Source organism: Streptomyces sp. NPDC001492 (genome assembly GCF_053597275.1).
On record NZ_JBSFHW010000015.1, the window covers coordinates 113,222 to 131,501 of the forward strand.

Here is an 18,280-nt window from a genome sequence, read left to right on the forward strand (position 1 = left end):
GACGTCAGTCCGTCGTGTGCTCCGCAAGGGAGTACGACACCGCCCGCTCCCGCTTGTGGCGACGCACCCGCCCCTTCGCGACGAGTGACTCGAGGGTGCCGCGCACGACCTGCGGGGTGGGCGAACGGTCCGGATGCCGCTCCTTCAGCGCGTCACACAGAGCCCTCGCCGATCGCGGCCGGTCCTGGGTGCCGAGCAGTTCGATCAGGACATCTCCGAGCGGACGCGCCGGAGAAGGGCTCGCCTCCTCGCTCCGTTCGGCGAGCCGGAGGATGTCCGTCAGGAGGGCTTCCTCCTGCTTCAACATCTTGATCTTCTCGGTCAGTTCGCGCTGTCGGCGGCGGTTCTCCGCCAGGTCGGACACGGCTTGTTCGACGTACCGCGCCCGGAGAGAGGTGGCTGATGGACCGGTCACAACCCTCCACTCCCCCGGCGTCAGCTCTTCGCGCCGTGCTGGCGCGCCCGGTACGCGGCGGCCTTGACCCTGTTTCCGCAGGTCCGCATGGCGCACCACTCCCGCCGGCGGCCCCGTGAACGGTCGAGGTAGACCTGGGTGCACTCGGGGCGGGAACACTCGCGCAGCAGCGCGGCCTCCTCACCGCCGATGATCTCGACGGTTTCACGGGCGAGGGCGGCGAGCCCTTGGACAACCGTGCCGGTACGGGTGGCACCGTCGGGACCGAGCCGCACGGTCACGGGGAGACCGGACGCCTGCAGGTTCACCTCGGCGACCGCCTCGGCGGGCAACGGCCGCCGTTCGATACGGGCCGCCACCAGGGAGTAGATCGCCTCACGCAGCTCCACGGCGAGGGAGAGGTCGGCCTCGCTCGCCCCGGGTGCCAGATCGAGCATCCCGGACTCCAGGAACCAGTCGTCGAGCAGCTCGGGAGTGGCGAGCTTCTCGAGCGGCTCGCCGTTGCGTCGCGCCCGCAACGTGCCGACGAAGTCCAGAGGGAGCGTCCCGCAGGGAAATGCATGATTCACGTAACCATACTGACGGGTGACACATGGATGTGCAAGATCCCGCCCTGCCGGAGCGGTGCCTTGAAGATCTAAACCTTCGATTCCCTGACAGATGGCGACGATAGACAATGTCTTCGATGGATCTATAGCGCTCTTCCCAATACTCAGAGGAAGAATGGTTTTTTCATTGACAGCGGAAAAGATCCGACCTTAGGTTTCCGGCCATGCGCCCGACCTTCTCCCGGGAGTCGGCCCCCAGCATGACTCCGGCCGCCTCCCTGGTCTTCACCACGCTGCTCTCCCACGGCCCGCTCACCCGGGCCGAGGTGGGGCGGCGCACCAAGCTCTCTGCGGCCGCGGTCACCAAGGCCGTCCGTCCGCTGATGGAACTCGGTTATCTCGTCGAGGGCGCGGACGAAGAGGCGCGGCCCGCGGTGGGGCGTCCGGCCACCCTGGTGTCGGTGGACGCGGGAAGGGCGCTGTTCATCGGGGTGAAGGTGACCGGCGACGAGATCATCGGCGTGCTGGCCGACCTGTGCTGCCGTATCCGCGTGTCCCGGCACGTGGCCCTCACGGGGCGCGAGCCTGAGGCCGTGCTGCCCGCCATCACCGCGCTGGTCCAGGAGTTGCTCATCGAGGCCGTCGGATTCGGTGTGCAGGTACGGGGGCTGGGCATCGCGATCTCGGGGGACGTGGACCGCGCGAACGGTGTGGTCCGCTACTCGCCCTTCCTGGAATGGCGTGACGTACCGCTCGCCGAGCTCGCCGCTACCGCGACCGGTCTGCCGGTCACCGTCGACAACGATGTGCGGGCGCTCACGGTCGCCGAGCACTGGTTCGGGGCCGGAGTCGGGCTCTCGGACTTCGCCCTGGTGACCGTGGGTGCCGGCATCGGCTGTGGCCTGGTGGTGCACGGGCGGGTGGTGTCGGGCGCGCACGGCGTGGCCGGTGAGATCGGGCATCTGTCCCTCGACCCGAGGGGGCCGCTCTGCCACTGCGGCAACCGCGGGTGCGTGGAGGCGATCGCGGCGGACCCCGCGATCCTCCGCGCGGTGAGCGCGGCCACGGGCAGGCAACTGAGTGATGTGGGCGAGGCGTTGGACCTGGCCCATGGCGGAGACCCCGGTGCCCGAGCGGTCTATGCGCAGGCCGGCGAGGCCATCGGCAAGGCCATCGCCTCCCTGGTGAACCTCCTCGGCCCCGAGCGGGTGGTCATCTCCGGGGAGGGCCTGGCCGCGTACGACCTGTTCGCCGAAGGCATCCGGGACGCGTTCGCCGCGTCCGCCTTCGGTACCGCTTCGCAGTGTGACGTGATGACCCGTCCGCTGCCCTTCGAGGAGTGGGCGCGCGGGGCCGCGGCCACCGCGATCCAGTCCTTCATGGGGTCGGAGACGTACGAGGAGTAGCCACGATGCTGCAGAGCCGCAGCCCGCAGTCCGCGACGGTCACCGGCCTCCCTTAGCCCGAAATCACCGATACCCCGCCCCCGCCGGGTACCGCCGCACCACTCCACTCACCGCACAAGCAGGAGGCGAGCCATGCCCTCATCCCCCTCCAGAGCCCTCCCCGTCTTCACGCGCCGTCCCCTCAGAGCCGTGCTGGTCCTGGCCGTCACGGCCGGGCTCGGCGCCGTGGTCCCGGCCGCCGCCACTCAGGCAGCGCCCCTCGCCTCCACGTCCGGGGTCACAGCGGCCAGTTCGGCTCCGGTCGCGGCCGACACCCCCTCCGGCCCGGCGGCCAAGCCCTACATGGGCTGGTCGAGTTGGAGCATGCAGTCCTCCCAGTACCCGGGCCTGAACCCTGACGGCAACTACAGCTACCTCACCGAGGCGAACGTACTGAAGCAGACCGACGCCCTGGCCGCCACCCTCAAGAAATACGGCTACGACCACGTCAACATCGACGCCGGCTGGTGGATGGACAAGAACTGGACCTCCGAGTTCGACCAGTACGGCCGGCAGACCCCCGACCCTGTGCGCTTCCCGCACGGCATGAAGTCGGTCGCCGACCACATCCACGCCAAGGGTCTCAAGGCCGGCATCTATCTGCCCGTCGGCCTGGAGAAGGGGGCGTACGGCGACGGCAGGACACCGATCCACGACGCCCCGGGCTGCACCACCGCGGACGTCGTCTACCCGGACCTGCGCACCACCAACGGCTGGGACAGCGCCTACAAGCTGAACTTCGACAACCCCTGCGCGCAGCAGTACATCGACGCGCAGGCGCAGCTGCTCGCTGGCTGGGGCTACGACTTCCTCAAGCTGGACGGGGTGGGCCCCGGCTCGTCCAAGTCCGGTGACAACTACAACAACGTCGCCGACGTCGCCGCCTGGCACCGGGCCATCGCCGACACCGGGCGGCCGATCCACCTGGAGCTGTCCTGGTCGCTCGACATCTCCCACGCCGCGGACTGGAAGAAGTACTCCAACGGCTGGCGCATCGACACCGATGTGGAGTGCTACTGCAACACCCTGGTCACCTGGGAGAACTCGGTCAACGACCGGTGGAACGACGCCCCCGCGTGGAGCCGCGAGGCGGGCCCCGGCGGCTGGAACGACCTCGACGCGATCGACGTCGGCAACGGTGCGATGGACGGCCTCACCAAGGCCGAGCGGCAGAGCTACATGACGCTGTGGGCCATCAACAAGTCGCCCCTGTTCACCGGTGACGACCTCACTCAGCTCGACAGCTACGGCCTCTCCCTGCTCACCAACCAGGAGGTCATAGGCGTCGACCAGAACACCTCGCCCGTCGCGCGTCCCCTCACCCCGATGGGCGACCAGCAGGTCTGGGGGACCAGGAACCCCGACGGCAGCTACACCGTCGCGCTGTTCAACCTCGGCGGCTCGCCGGCCTCCGTCACCGCGGACTGGGCGTCCTTCGGCTTCACCGGCGCGGCCGCCGTGCGGGACCTGTGGAACCACCAGAACCTCGGCACGTACAAGAACCGGATCACCTCGACGCTGCCCGCGCACGGCTCCCGGCTGTTCACCGTGAAGCCCGGCGGCACTCCCCTCGCGACCACCCGTTACGAGGCCGAGTCCGGCAACAACACCCTGACCGGCAACGCCTCCGTCGCCTCCTGCGAGGCCTGCTCCGGCGGCAAGAAAGTCGGCGACCTCTACCTCGACAGCAAGCTGCAGTTCAACGACATCACGGTGAAGAAGGACGGCATCTACACCGTCAACGTCGGCTACGTCAGCGGCGATGCCCGCTCGGTGACCGTCTACTCCAACAGCGGCCACGGCACCAGTCTGAGGTTCCCGTCCACCGGTGACTGGAACACGGTCGAGACCGTCAGCGTCCAGCTGGCCCTCAAGGCGGGCTCCAACACGATCACCTTCGACAGCGGCTGGGACTACTCCCCCGACATCGACCGGATCGACGTACCCAAGTCCGCCTGATAAGCCTCCCGTCCTGATCAGTACGCCTCCCGACGGCCCCCGTCCGTCGTTCCCGCATGCGCCCTTCCCCCGGACATGGAGTGCACAACGTGGACACTCAGCACCCCGATTCACCCAACGATCACCCGAGCCGCAGACGCTTTCTCACCTTCGCCACCACGGCCGGCGCGGTCGCCGCCCTCGGCGGTCTGCCCGCCTTCACCGCCTCGGCGGCCCCCGTCCGGCCCGCCTCCTCCCCCTTGCTGTCCCCGGCCGCCGCCGCGAAGAACCAGCTGTGGTGGCAGGCCCCCGGATCCCGCACCTCGATGATCCAACAGGGTCTGCCCGTCGGCAACGGGCGCCTCGGAGCGCTCACGAGCAACGACCCCGCCGCCGAACTGCTGACGATCACCGACTCCACCCTGTGGACCGGCGGCCTCAACGACACCCTGCAGAGCGACGGCCAATTCCCCTACGGCCGTGACGACTTCGGCTCGCTGACCCTGCTGGCCGAACTCACCGTCGACATCCCCGCGCACGACCTGGGCTCGGTCGACAACTACCGTCGTACCCTCGACCTGGCCCAGGGCTTCGTCAGCGCCTCGTACGACCTGTCCGGCGTCACCTACCAGCGGCAGGTCTTCGCCAGCCGCCCGGACGACGTCATCGTCCTGTACTTCTCCCAGCAGGGCGGCGGCAGTTACACCGGCACCGTCTCCCTCACCGGCACGCACGGCGAGACCACCACGGCCGACCGCACGGAGCCCTGTGCCTCGTTCGGGGCGTCCTTCGCCAACGGGTTGAAGTACGGCGCCGCCGTCACGGCCCACAGCAGCGCGGGCACGGTCGCCGTCGACGGTACGTCGATCTCGTTCCGCCACTGCAAGGACCTGACCGTCGTGGTCAGCGGGGGCACCAACTACGCCCCTGACGCGGCCGCCGGGTTCCGCGACCCGTCCGTGGAACCGGAACGCCTGGCGCGAACCAAGGTCCTGGCCGCCGCCGGCCACTCCGCGAGCACCCTGCTGCACACCCATGTCGCCGACTTCCGGCCGGTGTTCGAGCAGCAGGACATCAATCTCGGTACGTCGTCCGCCGCCCAGCGCAGGCTGGACACCTGGCAGCGGGTGCAGGCGCGCTACCGGGACGACGTCCCCGACCCCGAACTCGAGGCGGCCTACCTGCAGTTCGGCCGCTACCTGATGATCTCCGGATCGCGGGGCAGCCTGCCGATGGGCCTGCAAGGCCCTTGGCTGGACGGCAACGACCCCGACTGGATGGGCGACTACCACACCGACATCAACGTCCAGATGAACTACTGGATGGCCGACCGGACGGGACTGTCCGGCTGCTTCGACGCCTTCGCGGACTACTGCCTCGCACAGCTGCCCTCGTGGACGGACGTCACGCAGCGACTGTTCGCCACCTCGGCCAACAGGTTCCGCAACTCCAGCGGAAAGGTTGCCGGTTGGGCTGTGGCCTTCTCCACCAACCCATACGGCGGCAGCGGTTGGTGGTGGCACCCCGCAGGCAATGCCTGGATCTGCCAGAACCTGTTCGAGCACTACGAGTTCACCCAGGACCGCGCCTACCTCGAAAGGATCTATCCCCTCCTCAAGGGCGCCGTGGAGTTCTGGGAGGCCCGCCTGATCACCACGACCGTCACCGACGCCTCGGGAGCCCCGCGCGAAGTCCTCATCGACGACAGCGACTGGTCGCCCGAGCAGGGCCCGCAGGACGCCAAGGGCATCACCTACGCCCAGGAAGCGGTCTGGAACCTCTTCGGCAACTACCGCACCGCCACCCGCGTACTCGGCAAGGACCTCTCCTACGGCACGACCGTCGACGGCCTGCGTGAGCGCCTCTACCTGCCCGTGGTCAGCCCCACGACCGGCTGGCTGGAGGAGTGGATGTCGCCCGACAACCTCGGCGAGACCACACACCGTCATCTCTCCCCGCTGTTCGGTCTCTTCCCCGGCGACCGGATCCGCCCGGACGACTCCACCCCGAAGGACATCCTCGCCGGCGCGAAGGCCCTGCTGACCGCCCGCGGCATGAACAGCTACGGCTGGTCCAACGCCTGGCGCAGCCTGTGCTGGGCGCGGCTGAAGAACGCGGAGAAGGCCTACCAGCTGGTCGTCAACAACCTGAAGCCGTCGGTGAACGGCAGCAACGGCAGCGCGTCCAACCTCTTCGACATCATGGACATGGGAGGGGGCCGCGGCATCTTCCAGATCGACGCGAACTTCGGCACCCCCTCCGCGATGATCGAGATGCTGCTCTCTTCGCGCCCCGGTCACGTCGAGTTGCTGCCCGCCCTGCCCGCCGCCTGGGCGGCTTCCGGCTCGGTGTCCGGCGTCGGTGTCCGCGGCGGCTTCGTCGCCGACCTCACGTGGCGAGGCGGCAAGGTCACGCAGCTGACGCTGAGGAGCGTCGGCGGCCGCGACACGACCGTCTTCGCGGGCGGCACTGCTCGGAAGGTCAGCCTCAAGCCCGGGGCGTCCGTCACGCTGAGCAACTTCGGCTGAGTCCGGTCCGGCCCTACTCCCGATGGGACCACGACAAGAGCGGAGAGAACGACGATGTCCTCTGCAAAGGGAAGACCGGCGGCGGGTCGCCCACCGCGTCGCAGATCACTGCTGTCCGTGTGCGGCGCCCTGACCGGCGTGGCACTCACGGTCGTTCCGTTGAGCACCGCCACGGTGGCAGGCGCGGCCACCTCCTCGTCGCAGGCCAGAGCCACCAGGGTCAGTGCCTGGTCGCCCAGCATGACGACGGGCGGCCCGTCCTTCGACAACCAGACCATCCGGATGGTGGTGCACAGCAGTGTCGCGGGCTCGGGCGCACGCATCACCCTGTCCAACCGGTTCAGCAGCGCCCCCCTCGATGTCGGCGAGGTGGACGTGGCCGTCCAGGCCGACGGCGGCGAGGCGACACGCGGAACCATCCGCAACGTCACCTTCGCCGGCTCCCGCCGCCTCACGATCCCGGCCGGCGAGGAGGCGGTCAGTGACGTCGTCCCGATCCCGGTCGGCGTCGGCGAGAACCTGCTCGTCAGCCTCTACGTCCCCGGTGCGCCAGGTATGTCGACCTGGCACTCCGACGCCTTCGACACCACCTACATCGCCTCGGGCAACCACACGGGTGACGACAGCGCCGCCGCGTTCGGCACGACCACGACCTCGTGGTACTACCTCGCGGGCCTCGACGTTCTGTCATCGAGCGCGAGGGGCACCGTCGTTGCCATCGGCGACTCCATCACGGACGGCTACCACTCCTCGACCGGCACCTACACCCGGTGGCCCGACTTCCTCGGCCGCCGGCTCGGCGCCGGACCGGGCCCGCAGAGGCTGAGCGTCGTCGACGCCGGCATCGGCGGCAACCGGGTCCTCACCGACGTCCCGAACCTGTGGCAGGGGGTCAGCGCCCTCAAGCGCTTCGGTCACGACGCCCTCGGACAACCGGGCGTCAAGGACGTCATCCTCTTCGAAGGCATCAACGACATCGGCAACAACGCCGGCCCCGACGGCCGGCCGCTCACCGCCCAGGACCTCATCAACGGCTACCGCACCCTGATCGACCAGGCACACACCGCGCACGTCGACATCATCGGCGCGACCCTGATGCCCGACCAGGGCAACGGCTACTACACGCCCGCCGCCGAGGCGATCCGACAGAGCGTCAACCGGTGGATCCGCACCGGCGGCGCCTTCGACGGCGTCATCGACTTCGACCGGGCCATGCGTGACCCCGCCAACCCGGCCGCCCTCAACCCGTCGTACGACTCCGGCGACCACATCCACCCCAACGACACGGGCATGAAGGCCATGGCGGACGTGATCGACCTGCGGCTCCTGCGCAGCTGACGCTCCGCCGCTCAACGCGGCAGTGTCCGCACGCACACAGAGCGCGGGCGGACACTGTCTCCCGAGATCCGGCTCGGGGCCGGGGTCCGGGTGCGACAACTCCCTTACATCAACTCTTACTTCACACCTTGACGAAAGTGGTCCATACCTTTAGTTTCACCGGCAGCCCCAACCCCGCGCGTGCACTCGCCCGTTCACAAGGTGAACGCGGCCCGAGCACCCCACCCCCCACGAAAGGGCTCCCCCGCCATGCCCAGACCCAGGCCGCTCCCCGCATCCGCCGCCCTGGCGGTCACCGCTCTCACCCTGTCCACCGGCCTGCTCGCCGCGTCCCCCGCCCACGCCGCCACCGGCACGATCACCGGGCTGGCCGGCAAGTGCCTGGACGTCGCCGGCGCCAACCCCGCGGACGGTACGGCCGTCCAGCTCTACGACTGCAACGGCACCGCCGCCCAGCAGTGGACCGTCGGCTCCGACGGCACCCTCCGCGCCCTCGGCAAGTGCCTTGACGTGACCGGCAACTCGACCGCCGACGGCGCCAAGCTCCAGCTGTGGACCTGTACCGGCGGCGCCAACCAGAAGTGGACCGTCAGCGCCGCCCACGACATCGTCAACCCGCAGGCGAACAAGTGCCTCGACGTCACCGACAACTCCTCGGCCAACGGCGCCCGCGCCCAGATCTGGACCTGCACGGGCGGCGCCAACCAGAAGTGGACCGCTCCCGCGGCCGGTGACGGCACCGCCCCGTCCGCGCCGATGGCCGTGGCGCCGTACCTCTACAACGGCTGGGGCGACCCGCCGAGCCCCACCACGATCACCAACGCGACCGGCGTGAAGTACTACACGCTCGCCTTCGTCCTCAGCAACGGCTACTGCAACCCGCAGTGGGACGGCAGCCGGGCGCTGACCGGCGGTGTCGACCAGCAGACGATCAACACCGTGCGCGGCAACGGCGGCGACGTGATCCCCTCCTTCGGCGGCTACAGCGGCAACAAGCTGGAGAGCTCCTGCGCCGGCGCGAGCGAGCTGGCGGCGGCGTACCAGAAGGTCATCAACGCCTACGGCGGCCTCAAGGCCATCGACATCGACCTGGAAGCCGACGCCTACAGCAACGGAACCGTGCAGCAGCGGACCGTGGACGCGCTGAAGACCGTGAAGGCCGCCAACCCCGGCCTGAAGGTGTACATCACCATCGGCACCGGGCAGAGCGGTCCCGACACGAGCCTGATCAACCGGGCCGCGTCCTCCGGGCTGACCGTCGACGCCTGGGCCATCATGCCGTTCGACTTCGGCGGGGCCGGCCAGAACATGGGCAGCCTCACCACCCAGGCCGCGGAAGGGCTCAAGAACGCGCTGAAGAACGCGTACGGCTACAGCGACGACACGGCCTACCGGGACATGGGCATCTCGTCCATGAACGGCATCACCGACAACAACGAGACCGTCACGGTGGCCGACTTCCGGACCATCCTCGGCTACGCCCAGCAGCACCATCTGGCCCGGCTCACGTTCTGGTCCGCCAACCGCGACCGGCCCTGCACCGGCGGCTCCGCCGACAGCTGCTCCGGCGTGAGCCAGTCCGACTGGGACTACACCCGCGTCCTCGCCGGATACACCGGCTGACCTCCCCGCACGAGACCAGGAGAACAACCCATGCCTTCCCTCCCCCGGCGCGGCAGATCCGCCGCGGCCGCAGTGGTGGCCACGGCTGCCGCGTCCCTGCTCACCGGCGCCCCCGCGCACGCCGCGGCCACCGCCCTGCCCACCGGTTTCGCGACCGTCATGAACGCCGCGAGCGGCCGCTGCCTCGACGCCAAGGCGGCCGCCACCGCCAACGGCACCGTCGTGCAGCAGTACTCGTGCAACGGCACCGCGGCCCAGCGGTGGAGCTTCACCGCCACGAGCGACGGATACGTCCGGATCAACAACGCCAACGACACGGGCCAGGTCGCGGACGTCGCCGACGTCTCCACGGCCGACAACGCCCCGGTCCACCTGTGGACCTACGGCGGCGGCGCCAACCAGCAGTGGCTGCCGGTGGACGAGGGCGGCGGCGCCTACCACTTCGTCAACCGCAACAGCGGCAAGTGCCTCGACGACCCCGCGGCCTCGACCGCCGACAGCGTGCAGTTCGTGCAGTACACCTGCAACGGCACCGCGGCCCAGCGCTTCCAGGTCGTCCCCGTGGCCCAGTCGGCCGCCGACCCCGACCTGGGTCCGAACGTGGTCGTCTTCGACCCGTCGATGTCGTCCTCGACGATCCAGAGCAGGCTGAACACGATCTTCCAGCAGCAGGAGACCAACCAGTTCGGCTCCCAGCGCTACGCCGTGCTGTTCAAGCCGGGCGCCTACAGCGCCGACGTCAACGTCGGCTTCTCCACGCAGGTGCTGGGCCTGGGCCTCTCCCCCGACGCGGTGACGATCAACGGTGCGGTGCACGCCGAGGCCGACTGGTTCCAGGGCAACGCCACCCAGAACTTCTGGCGCGGCGCGGAGAACCTGTCGGTCAACCCGGCCGGCGGCGCCGACCGCTGGGCGGTCTCACAGGCGGCGCCGTACCGCCGGATGCACCTGCGCGGCAATCTCGCCCTGGACGACGGCGGCTGGTCCAGCGGCGGTCTCCTCGCCGACAGCAAGATCGACGGCCAGGTCAACTCCGGCAGCCAGCAGCAGTGGCTGACCCGCAACTCCCAGCTGGGCAGCTGGACCGGCTCCAACTGGAACATGGTGTTCACCGGCAGCACCGGAGTCCCCGGCACCAGCTTCCCCAACCCGCCGTACACGACGGTCGCCCAGAGCCCGGTCTCCCGCGAGAAGCCGTTCCTGTACCTCGACGGAGCCGGCAACTACCAGGTGTTCGTGCCGTCCCTGCGGTCCGATTCCTCGGGCACCAGCTGGACGGGCGGCACCTCGGGCTCCTCGCTCTCGCTGGACTCCTTCTACGTCGTCAAGCCGGGCGCCACCGCCTCGCAGATCAACTCCGCCCTCGCGGCGGGCAAGAACCTCCTGGTCACCCCCGGTGTCTACCACCTCGACCAGACCCTGCAGATCAACCGTGCCGACACGGTCGTCCTCGGCCTGGGCCTGGCCACCTTCGTCCCCGACAACGGCATCACCGCCATGAAGGTCGCCGACGTCGACGGGGTGAAGATCGCGGGCCTGCTGTTCGACGCGGGCACGACCAACTCGCCCTCCCTGCTGGAGGTCGGGCCCAGCGGCTCTTCCGCCTCCCACACGGCCGACCCGACCTCCCTGCACGACGTCTACTTCCGCGTCGGCGGCGCGGGCGTCGGCAAGGTGACCACCGCCCTGATCGTCAACAGCGACAACGTCATCGGCGACCACATGTGGATCTGGCGGGCCGACCACGGCAGCGGTGTCGGCTGGACCAGCAACACCGCGGACACCGGAATGATCGTCAACGGGGACAACGTGACGATGTACGGCCTGTTCGTCGAGCACTTCCAGAAGTACCAGACCGTCTGGAACGGCAACGGCGGCCGCACGTACTTCTTCCAGAACGAGATGCCCTACGACCCGCCGAACCAGGCGGCCTGGATGAACGGCTCCACCCAGGGCTACGCGGCCTACAAGGTCGCCGACTCGGTCACCAGCCACCAGGCCTACGGCCTCGGCAGCTACTGCTACTTCAACGTCAACCCCGCTGTCGTGGCCGCGCACGCCATCGAGGCGCCGAACAATTCCGGCGTCCGCTTCACCAGCATGGTGACGGTCTCCCTCGGCGGCACGGGCACCATCAGCCACGTCATCAACAACACGGGCGGCCCGTCCAACTCCGGCACCAACGTGGCCGACCTGACCAACTACCCGTAGGAGCGGACGTACGCAGCCCCCCGCCCGACGCGCAGTCTGACGGCCCCCACAGAGTCGTAAAGGCCCGGAACGGGCTTCCACGCGGCAGTTATGATCGCGTGGGGGAACAGGACACGACGGGGGGCTCGCGTTGGATCGCCTGGCAGGAGCGGACCTGGACGTCGGCGTGGGCCGACCGGGCGCGGTGAGCGTGTGACCGGCCGGCCGGAGGCCGCGGTACTGCCCCCGTCGCTGCGGCCCTGGCTCGGGCTGACAGCGGTCCTCGCCGCCCTGGTGGTCGCCGCGATCGGGGTCCTGTACGCCGGTCACGGCGAGCCCGGCAGGGTGGACCGGTGGATCTTCCCACCGACCGCGGACAGTGTCCGGCCACCGTGGCGGTACGTCGCTCTGACCTTGGACTTCCTGGGGGAACCCGCCGGGTCGGCGATGGTGATCGTGGCCGCCGTCGTGGGCTGCCTGCTGCTTCGGCGTCCTCGCGTCGCGGTGCTCGCCGTGGCCGGTGTCGGCATCACCGTGGGGACGGCGACGCTGCTCAAGCACGTGGCGGGACGGACCATCCACGGCGCCGACAATCTGTCCTACCCGAGCGGGCACACCGCCTTCTTCACCGCGCTCGCCCTCACGGCGGCGCTGCCCGCGACCGGCAGGCTCGGCCTCGGCAGGGCGGCCGGCATGTCACTCGTGCTCGGCGCGGCGCTGGTGGCCGGCGCCGCGATGGGCTGGGCGCAGGTCGCCCTGGGTGCGCACTACCCGACCGACGCGCTGGGCGGCTGGTGCACCGCACTGGCGGTGGTACCGCCGACCGCATGGCTGGTCGACCGTGTGGCCGACCGGCGGGCCGTTCGCACGGCCGACGCCGGTCGGCTGGAACATCGCTGACGTCACGCCAGGCGGCGGAACACCGGCTTCACCGGTCGTCCGGCCAGCCAGGGGGTGGGGTCACCGGCGTCCAGTGCCTTCCGGTAGACCGCACATGCCTGGGCCACCACATCGACGGTGTGATCGATGTCGGCGTCGCTGAGCGCGCTGCTCACCACGAACGACGGTGCCAGCACCCCGCCTTCGAGGAGCCGGCGCAGAAACAGGGTGCGGTACTCCTGGGACGGCTGCCCGTTCTCGTCGAGGGTGGCGAAGACCAGGTTGCTGGCCCGGCCCCGCACGACGATGTGCTCGCCGACGCCCATGCCGGCCGCGGCCTCGCGGACCCCGGCCGCCAGCCGCTCGCCGAGGGCGTGCAGCCGAGCGGTGACGCCCTCTTCGGCGTAGATGCTCTGCACGGCCATCGCGGCGGCCAGCGAATGCGTTTCCGCCCCGTGCGTGGTGGACAGCAGGAACACCCGCTCGCCGGAGTGCCGAAGCCCGCCCCGCTCCATCAGCTCGCGACGCCCGGCCAGCGCGGAGACGGCGAACCCGTTGCCCAGCGCCTTGCCGAACGTGGAGAGGTCGGGGACGACGCCGTACAGGCCCTGGGCGCCCGACTCGGACCAGCGGAAGCCGGTGATCATCTCGTCGAAGATCAGCACGCAGCCGTGCCGGTCGGCCAGCTCGCGCAGCCCGGCGAGGTAGCCGGGCGGCGGTTCGGTCTGGGTGGCGGGTTCGAGGATCAGGCAGGCGACCTCGTCCTGGTACCGGGTGAGGAGTTCCTCCGTGGCAGCCAGATCCCCGTAGGGAAAGGAGACGGTGAGCTCGTTCGTCGCCTCCGGAATGCCGGCGGACATCGGTGTGGTGCCGATGAACCAGTCGTCGGTGGAGAAGAACGGATGGTCGGCGCACAGGGCCACCCGCGGGCGGCCGGTGGCGGCGCGGGCCAGGCGCACCGCGGCGGTGGTGGCGTCGGAGCCGTTCTTCGCGAACTTCACCATCTCGGCGGTCGGCACCGTGGCCAGGAAGCGCTCCGCGGCCTCGACCTCCACCATGGACGGCCGGACGAAGTTGCTGCCGCGGTCGATCTCCCGCCGCACCGCCTCGGTCACGCGTGGGTGGGCGTGGCCGAGGCTGACCGAGCGCAGGCCGGAGCCGTACTCGATGTAGCGGTTGCCGTCGACGTCCCACACATGGGCGCCGCGGCCGTGGCTGATGACCGGGGCCAGGTTCTCGGGGTACTGGTCGTCGCCTTTGGCGTAGGTGTGCGCGCCTCCGGGGATCATGGCGTGCAGCCGCTCGTTCGCCGCCCGCGACCGGGGCAGGACGAACTCCGATGTCTCTACGGTGTGTTCGGTGGTCAACCGACTTCACCCTCCTTGTGCTTCAGGACCTCGCTGAGGCTAGGCGCCTCACGGTCCCGCTGGGACATCGACGTGACCGGCAGCGGCCAGGGGATGGCTAGTTCCGGGTCGTCGAAGGCGATCGTCACGTCCTCGGACGGATCGTGCTGACGATCGATACGGTAAGAGGTGTCTGCGATTTCGGTAAGAGCCTGGAAGCCGTGGGCACATCCCGCCGGGATGTACACGGTCTTCTGCGTCTCACCGGACAGCTCGAAAGAGACCCAGTTGCGGTACGTCGCAGACTCCGGGCGCAGGTCCACGACGACGTCGAAGATCTTCCCGTACGAGCAGCGCACCAGCTTGGCCTCGCCCGCGCCGGAGCGCAGGTGCAGGCCGCGCAGCACACCACGGACCGAGCGGGAGACGCTGTCCTGGACGAAGGCGTTCGGGTCGAGGCCCACCGAGCGGACCACGTCGGCGTCGAAGGTGCGGCAGAAGAAACCGCGTTCGTCGGCGTACGGCGTGGGCTCGAACAGGTACGCGCCGGCGATCTCCGGGACTTCGGTCGCTTTCATCAAGCCTTCCGCAGGGTGTGAGAGGGGTCGGTCGTCGGGAACAGCGCCGCGGTCAACGCGGCGAACTGCTCGGCGAGTTGCTCTGCCGCGGCCTGGTTGCGCTCGGCGAGGACTTGGCGCAGCTCTCCCGATCGCTTCTCCAGCGTCCGGAACTGTTCGAGCAGCCGGTCGGCGTCGACCTCGCGCGCGGGGTGGCAGAAGGCGCCCAGGCCCATCCGGTCCATGAGCGCGTCGCTCTTGGCCGCATAGCTCAGGGCGAGCACCGGGGTTCCGGTCTTCAGCGCGCAGATCAGGTTGTGATAGCGGACCGCGACCACGGTGTCGGCCACCGCCATCTCCTTCATCAGGTCGGCCAGTGACGCCGGTTCGGCGGCAGTGACCAGCGGCGAGTCCACCGCGTCGAGGATCGCCTCGACCACCGCCACATCGCACTGGTCGCCGGTGAGCAGCCGGATGGGCCTGCCCTCCTCGACCAGCGTGCGGACGAAACGGATCGTCCCGTCGAGGTAGCGCCGGTAGATCTCGTCGGCGCGGGCGCGGTCGTCGTTCCCGCCGTGGAAGTCCATGACGCCCAGGCAGACCGTGCCCGGTGAGCCCGAGGGTGCGCTCGCCGTCGGCGTCGGCAGGGAGAACGCGAGGTCGGGATAGACCTCGTCGCGTGCGGTGTCCACGCCCATCGCCCGCATCGCGTCACGGGACTGGGCGTCCCGGTAGGAGCGGTACGCGGCCAGCCGCGCCGACCAGCGCACCAGGGCCCGGGTGGGCCGGTTGCGGATCTCGGCGGCGCCGACGCTGACCAGGGCGACCCGGGTGCCGAGCAGCCGGCCGCTCGCGCAGAGCAGGAACAGCGAGTACGGGAAGCCCCAGGGCCGCAGCGGCAGCGTGGCCTCCAGGACGCCCATGCCCGGCACGATCACCACGTCGTGCCGTCGCACCCACGCGGCGGTGCGGAAGACGTCGACGAGTTTGCCCAGGCCCTTCGACGCGACTGCGCCCGCGCGTGACGCGGTGCGGTACTCCGCGCGGTTCCAGTGCAGCCGTGTGGCGGGGATCCCGAACCGGGTGGTCACGGCCTCGGGCCCGCCGCACAGGGCGTCCACGGCCGCGTCCGGGTGCTCGGTGCGCAGGTATCCGAGTACCGCTTCCAGCGAGCCGTCGTTGCCGAGGTTGCCGGAGCCGAGGAGGCCGAATACGCCCACCCGTGGTGCCGTCTTCATGCCCGCCGCCCTTCGCGGCCCGCGACGAGGGCGTCGACGGAGACGCTGAGCGCCGCCGGGTCGATCGGGGCACGGTCCTCGACGCGCTCGCCGGCGCCCGGCCGGACCCGGCTGGTCATCCAGGCGCCCATGTGCCGGTAGCACTCGCGCCGGTCGGCCGGGGACAGCGGCGCCCGTCGGATCGCCGCGGCGAAGCCCCAGAGGTACTCGGCGAGCAGCCGGGGCGTCGGGTGCAGCGGGCCCGCCCGGCGCGGGTCCAGGTTGACGCACCGGGCGCGCTTGGACGGGTTTGCCCGCTCGGCCCGGTTGGGGTGGTCGCGACGGAAGTACAGCAGCTCCGGCACCTGGTGGAAGCGCCCGTGCAGGGTGATCTCGGCGACGAAGGTGCGGTCCGCGTGGTGGTAGCTGTCGAGCGGCTTGACCCGGCGCAGCATGTCGGCCCGCATCACCCCGTAGAAGTCGTCGCCGCCCGGCTCGAACAGCAGGCTGCGGAAGCGGTCCGGCGCGTGCGGGGAGTCGGTGGCGAGCGTGTACTCGTAGGGCACCTTGACCTGGCCGTCGCCGTCGATGACGGCCTGGTCGGCGTGGGCGAGGATGACGTCGGGCTGCTCGTCGAGGGCCTCGATGCAGCGCCGCAGCAGGTCGCGGGCGTAGAGGTCGTCGTGCGAGGCCCACTTGAACAACTCGCCGCGGCACTGGGTGAAGACGTAGTTGTGGTTCGGGGTGGCCCCGACGTTGCGGGGCAGCCGGATGTAGCGGATGCGGGAGTCCTGCGCGGCGTACTTGCGGCAGATGTCCTCGGTTCCGTCGGTCGAGGCGTTGTCGGAGACGACCAGCTCGAAGTCCTCGTAGGTCTGCCCGAGCAGGGCGTCGAGCGACTCGGCGAGATACTCCTCGCCGTTGTACACGGGCAGGCCGATGCTCAGCCTGGGTTGGGCCGTCATGAGGTCCTCACTTCGGGAACGGAGTTGTGGTCGCACTCACGCAGGGCCGACCGCAGTTGCAGCCACCACACGGCCGAGCCGCTGAGGGTCGCGGCAGCGACACCCCAGGCCGAGCCGACCGTGCCGGCCAGGGCGGCGCCGCCGAGCCCGCCGCCGACGTAGCAGACGGAGGCGAACAGCTGGCAGCGCAGGCTGCGCCGGGCCGCGCCGAGCGCGCGCAGCCCGGCTGCCGCGCCGGTGCCCAGGCCCGCGCCCGCGACGCTGAAGGTGATCGCCAGGATGAGATGCGAGGAGGAGCGCCACACATCGCCGAGCACGAGGTCGCCGAGCCGGTCGGGCATCAGCAGCAGGGCCCCGCCCCACAGGAGCGCGGCGCCGGCCTGTCCACCGCCCAGCCGGAGGCAGAACGCGCCGAGGCGGTGCGGGGCCTGGCGCAGCACGCGTGCCGCCTCCGGGACGGTGACCAGCGACAGGCCCATCAGCACGGCGAGGAACGGGCCCATCAGGAGTTCGGCGCCCCGCACCGCACCCACCGCGCCGACCCCGACGATCGCGCCGAGTCCGTAGGCCCGCAGCTGGCTGGCGCCGCTGAGGCTGACGTTCTCGACCAGGTACCGGTAGCCGAGATCGCGCTGTTCGCGAAGCCACCCGCGTGCTTCCGCCATCCGGGGCCTGATGCCGGACTGGATGCAGCCGTACGCGGCGGCCACGGCGGCGGACGCGCCCCAGGCGAGCACGAAGGCGGCCACGCTGCCCACATGGGCCGCGACGACCATGGCGGGGACGAGCGCGACGCCCCACACGACGTCGTTGACGAACGCCTTGCGCCCGTTGCCTGCGGCGAAGAACCCGAACCGCCAGGCGTCCTGCAGCAGCAGCCCCGGCATCATGACGCCGAGGCAGGCGAACGCGGGCCCCAGCCTGCCGCCGAGACCGAGCCCGGCCGCCAGACACACCGCGCCGATGGCGGTACCGACGCCGAGTGCGGTCCCGGTCGACCGGGCCACCGCCCCGCGCCAGGACGCGTCCGGGGCACCGCTGAAGCGCACCACGAGCGGGTCGGTGGACAGGCCGCGGGAGACGTTGAGCACCACGCCGTACGTCACCCAGGCCAGGCTGAACACGCCGAACGCGGTCACCCCCAGCGAGCGGGCCACGTAGATGCCCACCGCGAAGTTGGACATGCTGGAGGCCGCCTGGTCGGCCAGCCCCCAGGACAGCCGGCCGACCAGGGCCCGCTTGGCGGACCCGGCCGGTCTGGTCGTCTTCTCCCCCTCGATCGTCATCGGCG

At 70.3% G+C, this 18,280-nt stretch carries 14 protein-coding genes; 7 read left to right on the top strand and 7 right to left on the bottom strand.

From position 1 onward, the window contains the following. Positions 1–4: 4 nt before the first annotated feature. Entirely contained in the window at positions 5–415 is a 411-nt protein-coding gene (locus ACWC1K_RS20800; RefSeq protein WP_450833203.1) for a hypothetical protein, read from the bottom strand. A gap of 20 nt (positions 416–435) precedes the next feature. Next, positions 436–984 (bottom strand): CGNR zinc finger domain-containing protein, encoded by a 549-nt coding sequence (locus ACWC1K_RS20805; RefSeq protein WP_450833205.1) that lies wholly within the window; start codon positions 982–984, stop codon positions 436–438. Between the two features lie 203 nt (positions 985–1,187). Between ACWC1K_RS20805 and ACWC1K_RS20810 the strand changes: the two genes are divergently transcribed. The 7 genes from ACWC1K_RS20810 to ACWC1K_RS20840 all read left to right on the top strand — a co-directional run bounded on the left by ACWC1K_RS20810 (position 1,188) and on the right by ACWC1K_RS20840 (position 12,925). After that, entirely contained in the window at positions 1,188–2,369 is a 1,182-nt protein-coding gene (locus ACWC1K_RS20810) for an ROK family protein (RefSeq protein ID WP_450833207.1), read from the top strand. 132 nt (positions 2,370–2,501) lie between these two features. Beyond that, positions 2,502–4,367 carry an alpha-galactosidase D gene (locus tag ACWC1K_RS20815; RefSeq protein WP_450833209.1) on the top strand — a complete coding sequence of 622 codons (1,866 nt, stop codon included), beginning with the start codon at positions 2,502–2,504 and terminating at the stop codon, positions 4,365–4,367. Between the two features lie 89 nt (positions 4,368–4,456). Further along, positions 4,457–6,874, top strand: coding sequence for a glycosyl hydrolase family 95 catalytic domain-containing protein (locus ACWC1K_RS20820; protein ID WP_450833210.1), 2,418 nt, complete (start codon positions 4,457–4,459; stop codon positions 6,872–6,874). Positions 6,875–7,033: 159 nt separating this feature from the next. Next, the gene (locus ACWC1K_RS20825; protein WP_450833212.1) at positions 7,034–8,212 is read left to right on the top strand and encodes a GDSL-type esterase/lipase family protein; all 1,179 of its coding nucleotides are present in this window, start codon (positions 7,034–7,036) and stop codon (positions 8,210–8,212) included. 249 nt (positions 8,213–8,461) lie between these two features. Further along, positions 8,462–9,835 (top strand): lectin, encoded by a 1,374-nt coding sequence (locus ACWC1K_RS20830; RefSeq protein ID WP_450833214.1) that lies wholly within the window; start codon positions 8,462–8,464, stop codon positions 9,833–9,835. Between the two features lie 30 nt (positions 9,836–9,865). Beyond that, positions 9,866–12,046: an RICIN domain-containing protein gene (locus tag ACWC1K_RS20835; protein ID WP_450833215.1), complete on the top strand. Its 2,181-nt coding sequence runs from the start codon at positions 9,866–9,868 to the stop codon at positions 12,044–12,046. Positions 12,047–12,238: 192 nt separating this feature from the next. Then, positions 12,239–12,925 (top strand): phosphatase PAP2 family protein, encoded by a 687-nt coding sequence (locus ACWC1K_RS20840; RefSeq protein ID WP_450833216.1) that lies wholly within the window; start codon positions 12,239–12,241, stop codon positions 12,923–12,925. Between the two features lie 2 nt (positions 12,926–12,927). On the opposite strand, the gene ACWC1K_RS20845 is transcribed toward ACWC1K_RS20840, so the two are convergent. From ACWC1K_RS20845 to ACWC1K_RS20865, 5 genes are read right to left on the bottom strand one after another with little or no spacing between them, the layout of a single operon-like run. Next, entirely contained in the window at positions 12,928–14,271 is a 1,344-nt protein-coding gene (locus ACWC1K_RS20845; protein WP_450833218.1) for a glutamate-1-semialdehyde 2,1-aminomutase, read from the bottom strand. Continuing rightward, the gene (gene rfbC / locus ACWC1K_RS20850) at positions 14,268–14,828 is read right to left on the bottom strand and encodes a dTDP-4-dehydrorhamnose 3,5-epimerase (RefSeq protein WP_450833219.1); all 561 of its coding nucleotides are present in this window, start codon (positions 14,826–14,828) and stop codon (positions 14,268–14,270) included. The genes ACWC1K_RS20845 and rfbC overlap by 4 nt, the downstream gene beginning before the upstream one ends. Further along, positions 14,828–16,045, bottom strand: coding sequence for a polysaccharide pyruvyl transferase family protein (locus ACWC1K_RS20855; RefSeq protein WP_450833221.1), 1,218 nt, complete (start codon positions 16,043–16,045; stop codon positions 14,828–14,830). Before ACWC1K_RS20855 ends, rfbC begins: the two co-directional genes overlap by 1 nt. After that, the gene (locus ACWC1K_RS20860; RefSeq protein ID WP_450833222.1) at positions 16,042–16,989 is read right to left on the bottom strand and encodes a glycosyltransferase family 2 protein; all 948 of its coding nucleotides are present in this window, start codon (positions 16,987–16,989) and stop codon (positions 16,042–16,044) included. The genes ACWC1K_RS20855 and ACWC1K_RS20860 overlap by 4 nt, the downstream gene beginning before the upstream one ends. Then, on the bottom strand, positions 16,986–18,275 hold the full coding sequence (locus ACWC1K_RS20865) for a hypothetical protein (protein ID WP_450833224.1): 1,290 nt from the start codon (positions 18,273–18,275) through the stop codon (positions 16,986–16,988). Before ACWC1K_RS20865 ends, ACWC1K_RS20860 begins: the two co-directional genes overlap by 4 nt. Positions 18,276–18,280: the final 5 nt, after the last annotated feature.